The organism is Solemya elarraichensis gill symbiont (genome assembly GCF_002021095.1).
GTDB lineage: Bacteria > Pseudomonadota > Gammaproteobacteria > Chromatiales > Chromatiaceae.
In genome coordinates this window covers 23,815-37,519 of record NZ_MPRK01000001.1, presented here as the reverse complement: position 1 = coordinate 37,519, position 13,705 = coordinate 23,815, and the positions used below count along the sequence as shown (strand labels likewise).

General features: G+C 52.6%; 15 protein-coding genes. 8 read left to right on the top strand and 7 right to left on the bottom strand.

The annotated features are described in order from the left end of the window. On the bottom strand, positions 1-833 hold an 833-nt coding region (locus BOW51_RS00180; RefSeq protein WP_135567972.1), incomplete at its 3' end, for an adenylate kinase family protein. A gap of 500 nt (positions 834-1,333) precedes the next feature. On the opposite strand from BOW51_RS00180, the gene BOW51_RS00175 reads away from it, so the two are divergent. The 3 genes from BOW51_RS00175 to BOW51_RS00165 all read left to right on the top strand — a co-directional run bounded on the left by BOW51_RS00175 (position 1,334) and on the right by BOW51_RS00165 (position 3,997). Further along, positions 1,334-2,590 carry a 6-phosphofructokinase gene (locus BOW51_RS00175; protein ID WP_078475850.1) on the top strand — a complete coding sequence of 419 codons (1,257 nt, stop codon included), beginning with the start codon at positions 1,334-1,336 and terminating at the stop codon, positions 2,588-2,590. Positions 2,591-2,773: 183 nt separating this feature from the next. Further along, a complete protein-coding gene (gene ppa, locus BOW51_RS00170) occupies positions 2,774-3,322 on the top strand; it encodes an inorganic diphosphatase (protein ID WP_078475849.1) in 549 nt (182 codons plus the stop codon). Between the two features lie 138 nt (positions 3,323-3,460). After that, the gene (locus BOW51_RS00165; RefSeq protein ID WP_078475848.1) at positions 3,461-3,997 is read left to right on the top strand and encodes a metallophosphoesterase family protein; all 537 of its coding nucleotides are present in this window, start codon (positions 3,461-3,463) and stop codon (positions 3,995-3,997) included. Positions 3,998-4,230: 233 nt separating this feature from the next. On the opposite strand, the gene apaG is transcribed toward BOW51_RS00165, so the two are convergent. The 5 genes from apaG to gpmI all read right to left on the bottom strand — a co-directional run bounded on the left by apaG (position 4,231) and on the right by gpmI (position 9,379). Continuing rightward, positions 4,231-4,605, bottom strand: coding sequence for a Co2+/Mg2+ efflux facilitator ApaG/CorD (apaG, locus tag BOW51_RS00160; protein WP_078475847.1), 375 nt, complete (start codon positions 4,603-4,605; stop codon positions 4,231-4,233). A gap of 127 nt (positions 4,606-4,732) precedes the next feature. Further along, positions 4,733-5,281 carry a DJ-1 family glyoxalase III gene (locus tag BOW51_RS00155; RefSeq protein WP_078475846.1) on the bottom strand — a complete coding sequence of 183 codons (549 nt, stop codon included), beginning with the start codon at positions 5,279-5,281 and terminating at the stop codon, positions 4,733-4,735. Next, positions 5,281-6,606: a S41 family peptidase gene (locus tag BOW51_RS00150; RefSeq protein WP_078475845.1), complete on the bottom strand. Its 1,326-nt coding sequence runs from the start codon at positions 6,604-6,606 to the stop codon at positions 5,281-5,283. Before BOW51_RS00150 ends, BOW51_RS00155 begins: the two co-directional genes overlap by 1 nt. A 35-nt stretch (positions 6,607-6,641) precedes the next feature. Beyond that, entirely contained in the window at positions 6,642-7,808 is a 1,167-nt protein-coding gene (locus BOW51_RS00145; protein WP_078475844.1) for a murein hydrolase activator EnvC family protein, read from the bottom strand. A 2-nt stretch (positions 7,809-7,810) separates the two neighbouring features. Next, positions 7,811-9,379, bottom strand: a complete 1,569-nt coding sequence (gene gpmI / locus BOW51_RS00140) for a 2,3-bisphosphoglycerate-independent phosphoglycerate mutase (RefSeq protein WP_078475843.1) — start codon at positions 9,377-9,379, stop codon at positions 7,811-7,813. A gap of 211 nt (positions 9,380-9,590) precedes the next feature. Between gpmI and BOW51_RS00135 the strand changes: the two genes are divergently transcribed. The 5 genes from BOW51_RS00135 to BOW51_RS11050 are packed head-to-tail and all read left to right on the top strand — an operon-like array spanning position 9,591 to position 12,012. Next, a complete protein-coding gene (locus BOW51_RS00135) occupies positions 9,591-9,923 on the top strand; it encodes an ArsR/SmtB family transcription factor (RefSeq protein WP_078475842.1) in 333 nt (110 codons plus the stop codon). 36 nt (positions 9,924-9,959) lie between these two features. Further along, a complete protein-coding gene (locus BOW51_RS00130) occupies positions 9,960-10,376 on the top strand; it encodes a rhodanese-like domain-containing protein (protein WP_078475841.1) in 417 nt (138 codons plus the stop codon). 24 nt (positions 10,377-10,400) lie between these two features. Beyond that, positions 10,401-10,859: a protein-export chaperone SecB gene (gene secB, locus BOW51_RS00125; RefSeq protein ID WP_078475840.1), complete on the top strand. Its 459-nt coding sequence runs from the start codon at positions 10,401-10,403 to the stop codon at positions 10,857-10,859. Further along, positions 10,843-11,850: an NAD(P)H-dependent glycerol-3-phosphate dehydrogenase gene (locus BOW51_RS00120; protein WP_078475839.1), complete on the top strand. Its 1,008-nt coding sequence runs from the start codon at positions 10,843-10,845 to the stop codon at positions 11,848-11,850. The genes secB and BOW51_RS00120 overlap by 17 nt, the downstream gene beginning before the upstream one ends. A gap of 24 nt (positions 11,851-11,874) precedes the next feature. Then, positions 11,875-12,012 carry a hypothetical protein gene (locus BOW51_RS11050; RefSeq protein ID WP_167367187.1) on the top strand — a complete coding sequence of 46 codons (138 nt, stop codon included), beginning with the start codon at positions 11,875-11,877 and terminating at the stop codon, positions 12,010-12,012. 234 nt (positions 12,013-12,246) lie between these two features. Here BOW51_RS11050 and BOW51_RS00115 read toward each other — a convergent pair whose 3' ends face one another. Continuing rightward, positions 12,247-13,701, bottom strand: a complete 1,455-nt coding sequence (locus tag BOW51_RS00115) for a glutamate synthase subunit beta (protein WP_078475838.1) — start codon at positions 13,699-13,701, stop codon at positions 12,247-12,249. Positions 13,702-13,705: the final 4 nt, after the last annotated feature.

Here is a 13,705-nt window from a genome sequence, read left to right as displayed (position 1 = left end):
GGCGCTTTTTGCGCTGCTTTTTTTACAGCTTTCTTCGCTGCCTTCTTTGCAGCCCCCTTCTCAGTCGCTTTACTCTTCTGGTCTACAGCAGGTGCAGCTTCACTCTTTTTCTTGGCGCTTGCCTTGCCGCGCTTCTTCTTGCCAGCGCTCTTTTCTTCCTGGACCGCTTCCATGTCTACCAACGGAATCCTCTCGACAGACTTGATGATCTCCATGGCACGTTCATAGGCATCTTCCCTATCGGCAAGACCGTACAACTGATGAGCAATTTTTTGCGATTTGAAGTAGCTGAGAATTTCGGCAATGCTGACCTCGCAATTGCGCAGCTTGTTGGCCACCGTCTCCTCGTAATCTGCCGGGCGTCTTGCAATCCGGCCACCGCACATATCGCACATGCCCTCCACCATGGGTGGTTTTGTATAGGTGTTGTACTTGGTTCCGCAAGTACCGCACTCGAGCATGCCGACGAGACGCTCCATCAGGTCATCATTGTCTGCATGCACCTCGATAATCAGTTCGAGTGGCGCCCCTACGCCCTTGAGAAAGTTGTCGAGCTGGGCCGCCTGTGCCGGATCGCGTGGAAAACCATCAATGATAAAACCCTCTCTGGCGGTTTCGATCTCCTCATGCAGCGCAGTTGAAATGACCTCGTCAGGGATCAGCGCACAGGCAGTGATCAGTTCACCGACAAGGCGTCCGAGTTCAGTCTCTTCTCCGGCCATGCTGGTCAGCCTGTCCTGCAGGTGAATACGGGGTATTTTGAGAGCCTTGGCGATTTTTTTTGCCAGTGAAGCCTTGCCCGCACCCGGAGGGCCCATAAGTATCATTCGCATACTGCTTCCAGTTTGTTATCCGATGGCAGTTGTCAATTGCTGCAACTGCACGTTTTTGTTGATTAATTATTTGCATGGCCACATCCAGACATTTGGATTGCGAGCCGTGACACACACAGATAAGCTATTTTCACTAATTTTTCAAGTAGCATGCTTCAAACACGGGTAAAATTCACTATATTTATGCGGTTTGAGCAAAATTATGGCGCTTTTCGTGCCATTTTTATGCAAAATACCCGTTTTTACAGAGAAGCAGTTAACACCCGATGGCCGTAATACCTGACATCAACAAAACTGAGAAATGGCTCATTGAGACCACACTCAAGGAAGGTTACGGGGAAACAAGGCCCTACCAGCTGGCAGATGCCGAGATTCGCCTGCAGAGCGCGGAGAGATCCAGACACGTCGCTGATTCCACCCGGGCATTATTGCCTGCATGGCAGCGGCGGCAGAAACAAAACACTTTTAATCAATAATTTGAAATCAATTGGAGTAGAAACATGAGTGCAAAAAACGCATTTTATGCCCAGTCCGGCGGTGTCACCTCAGTGATCAACGCATCTGCCTGTGGCGTCATTGAGACTGCCCGCCAGCACCCTGACAAGATCGCAAATGTCTATGCTGGCCGTAACGGTATCATCGGCGCACTGACCGAGGAACTGATCGACACCAGCCAGGAGTCTGATGAAGCGATTGCCGCTCTGAAACATACGCCTTCCGGCGCTTTCGGCTCATGCCGCTTCAAGCTCAAGAGTCTCGAGGACAACAAGCGTGAATACGAACGCCTGATCGAGATTTTCAAAGCACACAACATCGGCTACTTCTTCTACAACGGCGGCGGCGACTCGGCTGATACCTGCTTCAAGGTTTCCCAGCTCTCTGAAAAAATGGGCTTCCCTGTACAGGCGATCCACATTCCAAAAACTGTCGATAACGATCTGCCGATTACTGACAACTGCCCCGGCTTTGGCTCAGTTGCCAAGTATATTGCCGTTTCCACCCTGGAAGCCTCCTACGACGTACGCTCTATGGCTAAAACCTCGACCAAGATTTTTGTCATCGAGGTTATGGGACGCCACGCCGGCTGGATCGCGGCAGCAGGCGCACTGGTCGAGGACTACGGCATTCCTGTTGTTACCCTTTTCCCGGAAGTTGAATTCGACCAGGAGAAATTCCTTGCCGCAGTTGACGCCAAGGTCAAGGAGTACGGTTACTGCACCATCGTGGTTTCCGAGGGCGCTCACTATCCTGATGGCACTTTCCTTGCTGAACAGGGTACGCGTGACTCTTTCGGCCATGCACAGCTTGGCGGTGCGGCACCTGTTGTTGCCAACATGATCACGGATGCGCTTGGTTACAAATTTCACTGGGCTGTTGCTGACTACCTGCAGCGTGCAGCACGTCACCTCGCATCCGGTTCTGATGTCGAGCAGGCTTACGCTCTCGGCAAGGCCGGTGTAGAAAAGGCTCTTGAGGGTAAAAACTCAATCATGCCAACCGTCGTGCGCGAATCATCATCGCCCTATAAGTGGAGCATCGGCGAAGCGCCTCTCTCCGAGGTGGCAAACGTTGAGAAGATGATGCCAATGGAATACATCTCTGAAGATGGTTTCGGTATCACTGATGGTTGTAAAGAGTATCTCTATCCTTTGATCAAGGGTGAGTCCTACCCTCCCTACGACGACAACGGCATGCCTGACTATGTCACCCTGAAGTTGGCCGGCGTAGAACGCAAGCTGGAGAACTTCGAACTTTAATCGAAGCTCGGCATGAAACCGGAAAGGGAGGCAATTGCCTCCCTTTCTGTTTTTCAGGGGATTGCGAGGAAAAAACAGATTTCACCAGTGTATGACGCTAATTTCTGTATATTTTTGTCGATTTTTGCACCGCAACATATATAATCAATCACCTAATCAAGAGAGAAAAGGGGATATATCACCATGAATCTGGATAAAGTCACCGCAGGGAGCGGCACGCCAAACGAGGTCAATGTCATCATCGAGATCCCGTCACATGCTGACCCGGTCAAGTATGAAGTTGATAAAGATACAGGCGCGATGTTTGTCGACCGCTTCATGGCTACTGCCATGCACTACCCGTGTAACTACGGTTATGTTCCTCATTCACTCTCGGATGACGGCGACCCGTGCGACGTACTGGTTGTCACTCCCTACCCGCTGATTCCCGGCTCCGTGATCCAGGTTCGCCCGGTCGGCGTCCTGCAGATGGAAGACGAGGCAGGAATGGATGCCAAGGTTCTGGCAGTGCCAAAAGACAAGCTGACTCGCTGCTACCGTGACATACAGAGCTTTCGTGATATGTCACAGGAACTCCTCGATCGTATCTCGCACTTTTTCGAACACTACAAGGATCTCGAAAGCGGCAAGTGGGTCAAGATTATCGGCTGGGAAGGCCCGGAAGAGGCCAAGAAAGAGATCACAGACAGCATCGCCCGCTATAACGATGCTCCGGAAAAACCTGCTTTCTAAGCCAAAAACATCACGCAAGCGAAACCCCGGTCATGTACCGGGGTTTTTTATTGTTCAATACAATGCCTTGCAAAGCATTTTGTGCGAGAATTGCACCCCTTAATCGCGACGGGCATCCAAATTGGGAGTTGCTGGTAAATGAAAATCGGCATTATTACAGACAGCCATGATCACATCCTGCTGATGGTAGCAGCGGCCAAGGCTGCCGTGCAAGCTGGTGCCGAGGCGATTCTACACTGCGGAGACGTGGTCGCGCCCAGCAGCCTGCAACCACTCAATGCGCTCGGTGTCCCGATTCACGTTATCCACGGCAACAATACCGGCGACCTGGTGTCGATGTCGCGACAGTCGAGCAAACCCGGCTCAATGATTCATTATTATGGGCAGGATGCCGGTATCGAACTCGCAGGCAAACGCATTTTTCTGGTTCATTACCCACACTATGCGAGAGCCATGGCCGTCACCGGTGACTGGGATATCGTCTGCTGTGGCCACAGCCACAAAACCTCGATCGAAAAACTGGATAACATCAAGGGTGGTACAACGCAGTATATTGATGCCGGCACCGTCGGCGGTCTAGGGACTGCACCTGCAAGCTGGGTTCTCGGTGACCTCGACAGCATGACCTTCACGGTTCACGAACTCGACAAGTCACTGGAGTATGCGGCGAGCTGATATCTGATGGTGAAAGAGGTCGCAGGCGATACACTCCATGGGCTGGCTCGCCGTTAGCGGAGCCAGCGGAAAACCACGGGGCAAGCGAAAGGGTGTCTGAACGAACGCAGTGAGCGAGTTCCTTTCGCGCCGTGGTTTGGAGCGATCAGGCGGAGATAAGGCGTGACAGGTCATGGAGTGTAGCGCCCCTGGCGGTCAGGGGCGGGCCTCCTACACGGCACTGCGTGGCAAGGTTAGTTCAAACGATTCGGTACCGCCAGTGAGAAAGGTGGAATCTGTGCGAGAAACATCTCACCCGCGTCATCCTGCATCTCGTACTCCCCTTCCATGGCACCCACCGGCGTGTCCAGAATTGCACCGCTGGTATAGCGGAAGGCCTCACCCGGTTTCAGGTAGGGCTGCTCTCCAACCACTCCCTCACCGCGTACTTCATCAATTTTTCCATTCGCGTCTGTGATGATCCAGTGGCGATTAATCAACTTTGCCGGCTGACCACCGGTATTGTGGATGGTGATGGTGTAACTGAACGCATACTGTCCGTCAGCAGGTGTCGACTGCTCCTCAAGATAGGCCGCTTCGACACCGATGGTAATCTCTTTTTCCTGCATGAAAACTTCTCTGTATTAGTTTCGACGGATGGTGACAGATTTTATTTTAGCGTATCTGCACGTCCTGTATGAATGGATCAATGATACAACGCCAATTGCTGCATGAGCAATTTTCGATCATCAGGATTTAGCGAACCAGCGCCTTTTCCACTTCCTCGCGCTTCTCCCCTCCAACAAGCTGCTCAACCAGATCAAGTGCAAAATCCATTGCCGTGCCTGGGCCCCTCGAGGTAATTACCTTAGCGTCAATCTCCACTGCGGCACCACTAACTTTGCTGCCTGGCAGTTCGATCGCTTCCAGCACACCTGGATAGGCCGTTACCGTGCAACCATCGAGCAGACCGGCTGTTGCCAGCACCTTGGGTGCAGCACAAATTGCCGCAGTAAAGCCATTTTGTTGCCTGATTCGCTTAAGTAGCGTGTGAATTCGTGGATCTGCGTTGAGGTTATCCGCACCTGGCAGCCCGCCGGGCAGGACAATCATATCGAACTCATCGTCGATCACGTCGTCGATCGTCTTATCAGGCAACAGGCGCACGCCACGACTGGCAGTAACAGTTTCACTGTCCAGCCCAACCGTCACCACACTCACGCCGGCACGGCGCAGCAAATCGATGATGGTGACCGCCTCAAGCTCTTCACATCCCTGGGCCAATGGCACGATGACCGAAGGCATCACTCGCCTCCTTGTCGGCCAAAAATATGGGGCCCTTTAAGAAGATTGAGTGCTTCGTTGAGCATGAAATCCTCGACAACCAGTGGGGCATCACTCTCCTTCTTTTCTGGCTCCGCTTCCACCTCGCCACTCTCCCCGTTAGCTGGTGCTTGCTCCGGATCTGTATCTTCCTCGTCATGATTGACCAGATGGCCGCTGAGGGCTGACTCTCTTACCAAGGCCAGTTTTTTCTCTTTCAGTTCCACTGTGAGTGGCTGCAATTCAATATCAGGCACGATACCCTCGGCCTGGATAGAGCGCCCTTTTGGCGTGAAATAGCGTGCAGTGGTGATCTTGACGGCAGATTTCTCATCGACAGGAATAACCGTCTGAACTGAGCCCTTTCCAAAGGTCGTGCGCCCAATGATGATTGCTCTCTGGTGATCCTGCAATGCGCCTGCGACAATCTCCGAAGCTGAGGCAGAACCTTCATTGACCAATACCACTATTGGCGCGCCATCGAGAATATCATCCGGTTTGGCAGCAAAGCGACTCATGGAGCTTTTTGTACGCCCCTTGGTATAGACGATCTCTCCCTCGGTGATAAATGCATCACTGACAGCCACCGCACCATTCAAAACCCCGCCCGGGTTGTTACGCAGATCGAGAATCAGACCCTTGAGCGGTCCCTCGGAGTCCTCACGCAGGTTATCTATGCGCTTGACCATATCCTTCGAGGTATGCTGCTGGAAATTCGAGATTCGGATATAGGCGTAGGACTTCTCAAGCAGGCGTCCCTTGACGCTCTTCACACGAATAATGTCACGTTCAATTCTAACGACCACTGGCGCATCTGCACCCTCACGTAAAATAGTCAGGGTGATGCTGGTACCCGGCTTGCCGCGCATGACATCGACAGCTTCATTAAGCGTCATACCCTTGACCGGTTTATCATCAAGACGAATGATGAGATCACCCGCTTTGACACCCGCTGCTGCTGCCGGGGTATCGTCGATCGGTGAAATCACCTTGACGAATCCATCTTCCATGCCGACCTCAATACCAAGGCCGCCAAACTCGCCACTGGTATTCTCTTGCAACTCCTCGTAGTCATCCTCAATGACGAAATCAGAATGCGGATCAAGCCCGTCGAGCATGCCGCGAATGGCGAAACGAATCAGCTCGTCATCATCCACTTCCTCGACATAGGACTGTTTGACCCGGGTAAACACCTCTGCAAACTGTCGCAGTGATTCGAGCGGCGCAATTTTTTCCTTTTCGACTTCCGCCTCCGCTTCCGCAACGCTCTCTTCTGCCACGGCAATCCCGCCGACGCCAAGGGCCATGCATACAATCAGAGTTAACAGCAGTTCTCTTTTCACTAGCCAACCTTCCCTTTAGATACTGCACGACACCAGTGCGTTGGATTCATAGCACGCTCACCGCGGCGCACCGCAAAATAGAGTGAGCCCTTTTTCTGACCGCCGCTGCGGCCTGACAGGCCAATTATCTCGCCGGCTTCCACTTTGTCGCCGACACGCTTTAATAATTCCTGATTATAACCATAAAGCGTCATGAAGCCGCTGTCATGCTCGACAATCACCATCATGCCGTAGCCGCGCAGCCAGTCAGCAAAAACCACCGTACCACCATGCACACTTCTTACCGGCTTGCCCTCGGGTAGTGAAACAACCAATCCTTCAAGAACTACCCCACCGGAAAGCTTCTCACCGAATTGTCTGGTAATTTTTCCACTCACCGGCCACACGAGTTGCCCTTTGAGTGCAGCGAAACCCTTGTCACCCAGCTTCCTGAATTCCTCGGGGATCGCCTTGTCGATGCTGACAAGTAACTGATTCAGATCCTCGGCGTCTTTTGCCAATTGCGCGATCTGTTGCTGACTCGAGCCAATCGAGCTGTTCCAGTGATCGACAATCTGCTGCTGTTCCATCCTTGCGGCCTGCAGCAGGGATACTAGACGCGCCTGCTCATCAAGATGCGACTCGAGTGACTCTCTTTGGGTTACAAGTGCAAGGTTGACCTCCTGCAGTTGATCATAGGAGACACGAATCTCGTCGATAATCCCGATGCGGGCACGATTCAGATAGCCATAGTATGTGAGTATGCGCGAGAGTCGCGCCGGATCATCCTGCTTGAGCAGTAACTTGAGAAACTGCTGACGTCCCATGCGCCACGAGGCACTGACCTGCTGGGCAAGATGTTGTCGCTGATTTGCCAGCTGTTCACGCAGTGGTCCGAGACGCTCTTCGAGCTCCACAGTACGCGCCCTTACTGCAGCGATCTCTTCACCTGTTGTGGATAATTGTGCTGACTGGTTCGAGATCTTCTCGTCTGTCTCTTTTAGCAGCCGCACATCCGTATCACGCTGCTGCTGTTCATCCTGAAGCTGCTGCGTCAGCAGACCAATTTTCGCTTTAACGGCCTCGAGTTCGAGCTGCTCGATTGATGGCTCCTGCGCGACAGCAGGAAGTGCCAGTACAATACAAGCCATGCACAGCAACAGCTGTTTCATGGCATGCGGAAGCACGTTCAGGCCGCAGCCTCCTCGCCCTTTTCCACGAATTCAATCAAGGGCTGGCCAGTCATTTCATTTGGCTGTGGCAACTCCATGATACGCAGAAGTGTCGGAGCGACATCACTCAGTGATCCCGACTCCATCAGTTTTGCTTCACGTTCACCGATATAGACAAGAGGAACCGGATTGGTCGTATGCGCCGTGTAAGCCTGACCGGATTCACGGTTAACCATCTTTTCGACATTGCCATGATCTGCCGTCACCAGGGCAGCACCACCAACCTCGTGCAAGGCCTCACGAATCCTGCTGAGGCATTCATCAATCGTTTCAACTGCCTTGATCGCGGAATCGATGATACCCGTATGCCCAACCATGTCGGTATTGGCAAAATTGCAAATAATTGTGTCGTATTCGCCGCTGTGCATTGCCTCGACCAGGTTATCAGTCACCTCGCGGGCACTCATTTCCGGCTGCATATCATAGGTCGCAACCTTGGGTGATGGAACAAGGATACGCTTTTCACCCTCGTAGGGTTCCTCGACGCCACCGTTGAAAAAGAAAGTCACATGCGCATACTTCTCTGTTTCGGCCAGGCGCAGCTGGTGAAGACCAAGCTTGCCAATATACTCACCGAAACCGTTGGGTAATTTTTCCGGAGGAAATGCAACCGGTATATCAAATTCGCTGTTGTACTCGGTGAGGCTGACGTAGTCGGCAAGCTGCGGTACAACTTCACGTTCGAAGCCGTCAAAATCGGGTTCGATAAAAGCACGGGTAAACTGACGTGCACGGTCTGAGCGATAGTTCATCGACAACACCACGTCACCATCTTCCATCTCTACAGGTGCACTGCCTGCCGGTTGAATCGCAGTCGCCCTGACAAATTCATCTGTCTCACCACGCTCATAGGCAGCCTCGAGCCCCTCCATTCCACTCGCCGCGGTATGTAGTGACTTGCCCTGGGTGAGCAGGTCATAGGCTTCCTGTACACGTTCCCAGCGGTGATCACGGTCCATCGCATAGTAGCGCCCGATGATGCTTGCCAACCTGCCAACCTGCACCTCCGAGAACACCTCTTCGAGCTGTTTGAGTGAATGACTCGCACTCTTTGGCGGTGTGTCACGCCCATCCAGGAAAGCATGGACATAGACATTTTCAACGCCCTTTTCCACTGCCAGCCCAATCGCCGCATGAATATGCGATTCATGCGAGTGCACCCCACCATCAGAGAGCAGACCGATAATGTGGACAGCTTTGCCATTTTCCGCAGCCTTGTCGACCGCAGAGGTCAAGGTGCGATTGGAGAAGAAGGAGCCAGTACGGATCGAACGGCTGACGCGAGTAAATTCCTGGTAGACAACACGACCGGCACCGAGATTAAGGTGGCCAACTTCAGAGTTGCCCATTTGCCCGCTGGGCAGACCGACAGCCGGTCCGCAAGTTCGTATCTCCGTGTGGGGGCACTCTTTCCAGAGCTGATCCCAATTTGGCGTATTGGCCATTTCAATCGCATTATCCGGCTCGTTTTCGCCGAGTCCCCAGCCATCAAGTATCAATAAAAGCGTCGTTGTTGGACGTGTCATGGTTCTTCGTCAGTTCCTGTAATTCTGTCAGCCAATCCTGATTGCTGACCATTTTAACGCAACTTGCATCCACAGCTACAGACTAATTCCATGGAAACAGTAGAGAGACATCCGGACAGGCCGCAAAACTCCGAATACACTAATCTTCTAATATATGCTACATTCAGCGGAGCATATGCTCCATAAGAAGTTATTACAGGATTACACGACGATGCAGAAACAAGAAGAGATCACAGATCTGGAGCTTATAGAGGAGGATTCAGACATCAACCGTGCATCCCGTGCACTCAAGGCGATGTCGCACCCGGTACGCCTGAAAATTCTCTGCACCCTGGGTGAAGAGGAAGTCAGCGTTCAGGATATTGTCGAGCAGGTCGGCACCTCTCAGAGTAATATCTCGCAACACCTGGCAATTCTGCGCGACAAGGAGATCCTCTCCGCACGCAAAGATGCCAACAGGGTCTACTACAAGGTAGCTGATCCACGCCTGCTGCAATTAATCGGTATGATGCGTGAAGTTTTCTGTACAAGTGGGTTACACTAACACCCCAAATACTCTACCCGTAGAAACGGACTTGATATGGAACAGCTGATTGAATTCGCTGGCAACCACGCGATACTGGTTGCCTCACTTTTTGTCGTACTTGCACTGCTTGCATTCAACCTGATGCAGGCACAGAAAAACAGCGTGGACCCGGTCGGCGCAACGCATTTGATCAATCGTGAGGATGCAGTCGTAATCGATGTACGTCCAATGGCTGATTTCCACAAGGGACACATCGTCAACGCCCGCAGTATTCCACTGAACGGCTTCAAGAACCAGATCCATAGCCTGGAAAAGTTCAAGCAAACTCCGGTTATTGTGAGCTGTAAAAGCGGCAACCAAAGCGGCTCGGCATGCGGCGACCTGCGCAAGGCCGGCTTTGAAAAAGTTTATAATCTGCGTGGCGGACTTCATGCATGGGAAGCAGAGAAGCTTCCGGTATCTACAAAATAACCACTCTTTCAGGCAACAGGAACCATGAGCGAAAACAACGAACCACAATTCAACCTCCAGCGTATCTATACCAAGGACCTCTCCTTCGAGACTCCGAATTCTCCACAGGTGTTCCTCAAGGAGTGGAATCCGGACATGAGCCTCGACCTCAACACAGAGGTTAACCAGATCGATGAGAATAACTATGAAGTCGTGCTGGTTGTCACCATCACCGTGAAAAATGGCGAAGAGACTGCGTTCCTGGCCGAGGTTCACCAGGCCGGAATTTTCCAGGTTATGATTGTACCTGATGAGCAGATGGGGCCAATCATGGGCATCCAGTGTCCTAACGTCCTGTTTCCCTATGCGCGTGAAACCGTGTCAGATCTCGTCAACCGTGGAAGCTTCCCGCAACTGTTGCTGACACCGGTTAATTTCGAGCAACTCTATATGCAACACATGCAGCAGGCGCAACAAGAGCAGGATAGTGAGCAGTCCCACTGAGGCAAAGAGATTCGCGGTACTCGGGGCTGGTTCCTGGGGTACCGCACTCGCCATTCTCCTGGCACATAATGGCCACCAGGTCATACTATGGGGCCTGCCACCGGAAGTTGAAGCGCACAACCGCGACAGGCGCAACAAGCGTTACATCCCGGACATCCCCTTTCCGGACAACCTGACTGCCAACAGCGATCTAAAAGAGGTTCTGGCAACGACGGATGAGGTACTGATCGTCGTTCCCAGCCACGCTTTCCGTGCAGTGGTCGACCAGGTAAAAACCATCAATCCTGATACTGCCCGCATAGCATGGGCAACCAAGGGGCTCGACCCGTCAAGCAAAAAACTGCTCAGCGAAGTGGCTCATGAACTGCTACCAAATACAGATGTAGCCGTACTCTCAGGACCTACATTTGCCAAGGAAGTAGCAGCCGGTTACCCAACAGCGATAACCATTGCCTCAAATTCCGAAAAATATGCAGAGTTTCTAGCCGAGGCTTTCAGCTCTGATACCTTCCGTGCCTACACAAGCCACGACATCGTAGGAGTACAGATTGGCGGTGCGAGCAAGAATGTCATGGCGATTGGTGCCGGCATGTCTGATGGACTTGGATTTGGTGCCAACGCGCGTGCCGCATTGATCACGCGAGGACTGGCTGAAATCACTCGCCTCGGTGCAGCGATTGGCGCACACCCTGAAACTTTCATGGGCCTTGCCGGCCTTGGCGACCTGACTCTCACCTGCACAGATGACCAGTCACGCAACCGCCGTCTTGGCCTTGCACTAGCACGCGGACTGACAATCGACGAGGCGAAAGCCGAGATTCAGCAAGAGATCGAAGGCATCAATACAGCGCGCGAAGTCTACTTCAAGGCGCAGGAGCTTGGTGTCGAGATGCCGATTACCGACCAGGTTTATCGCATCCTGTACGAAGGACAGTCACCGCGAGAAGCTGTCAAGGAACTGCTGCACAGGGCGCATAAGTCGGAAGACTGAGTCGGGGACCATCAAGAACAGCACATGTCTCATGGATACCGGCTCAAGGCCGGCATGACGAAGGGAATACGTGTGCGTAGGAAGCAACTCTTCAACAGCCCATGGAACAGAGGACTCTCCGTTATCGGCGCCCGTGCGTGGCGCAGGGCATCACAGGAATAAGCGAAAAACTGTCTGAGTGATCGAAGATCGCGAGTTTTTTTCGCGCTGTGATGACCAAGTCGCGTGCGATCAGGAGCTGGTAAGGAGCTGTTTCTTTGCCTACTTTCTTGTCAGCACAAGAAAGTAGGGTGGGTGCGCGCCACCGCGCGCTTTCAACATAAAACCTGTCGTGGAACGACACTAAAAAGAATGCCGACTCAAGGCCGGCATATCATAAGCGCTTAATGAGAAAACTCAGCGTGGCAAATCAGTCGACCCCATCAGGTATTCATCGATTGAACGCGCACACTGGCGTCCTTCGCGAATTGCCCATACGACCAATGATTGACCACGGCGCATATCTCCAGCTGAAAACACCTTGTCCATCGAGGTGTAATAGGCCTTCTCACCCTCGGTTTCACCCTGCACGTTGCCACGCCCGTCCAGCTCAACACCAAGCTGCTCGAGCATACCTTCATGCACAGGATGGACAAAACCCATTGCCAGGGTAGCGATATCCGCCTGCAGTTCAAATTCGGAACCGGCAACTTCACTCATCTGCCAGTTTCCGCTTTCATCCTTGTTCCACTCGACCTTGATGCACTTGACTGCCTTGAGGAGGTTACCTTCCCCATCGTCGATAAACTCCTTCGAAGCAACAGAGAACATACGCTCACAACCCTCTTCCTGTGAAGTCGAGGTGCGCATCTTGTTTGGCCAATCCGGCCACACGGTACCCTTGTCTTCTTTCTCGGGGGGCTGTGGCAAAATCTCGAGTTGAGTAACAGATGCTGCACCATGACGGTTGGATGTACCGATACAGTCAGAACCCGTATCACCACCACCGATGACAACCACATGCTTGTCCTTGGCCGAGATCACATCCTCTTCGCCATGAACACCCTGCACGTGCTTGGTGTTCGCCTTGAGAAAGTCCATAGCAAAATAGACACCGTTAAGGTCGCGTCCCGGAATTGGCAGATCACGTGCCTTTTCAGAACCACCTGTTAATGCGACTGCATCGAAAGTGTCGAGAATTTCAGTTGCCTTGATATCAACACCGACATGCGTGCGTGACTTGAAGACAACGCCCTCTGCGCGCATCTGGCTCATACGACGGTCAATAATGCTTTTGTCGAGTTTAAAGTCCGGAATACCGAATCGCAGCAGACCGCCAATACGCGGCTCTTTCTCGAACAGGGTGACATCATGACCCGCGCGCGCGAGCTGTTGAGCACATGCCATACCCGCCGGACCAGAACCTACCACGGCAATACGTTTGCCGGTTCTGTGTTCAGCGATGAGCGGCTTGATCCAGCCCTCTTCCCACGCCTTGTCGACAATGGCGCACTCGATGCTTTTAATACTCACTGGCTCATCAGTCAGGTTCAGAGTGCAAGACTCCTGGCATGGTGCCGGACAGATACGTCCGGTGAACTCAGGAAAGTTATTGGTCGAATGCAACGTGTCCGATGCTGCGCGCCAGTCACCATGAAAGACCAGGTCATTCCAGTCAGGGATCTGGTTATTAACCGGACAACCCTGGTGACAAAAAGGAATACCGCAGTCCATGCAGCGAGCACCCTGGGTGCCCAGCTCGTCATCAGAAAGCGGAATGACAAATTCAGCAAAGTTGGTAATACGATCGCTGACCGGTGTATAGGTGCGGTCCTTGCGCTCATATTCCATAAATCCTGTTGGTTTACCCATCTCT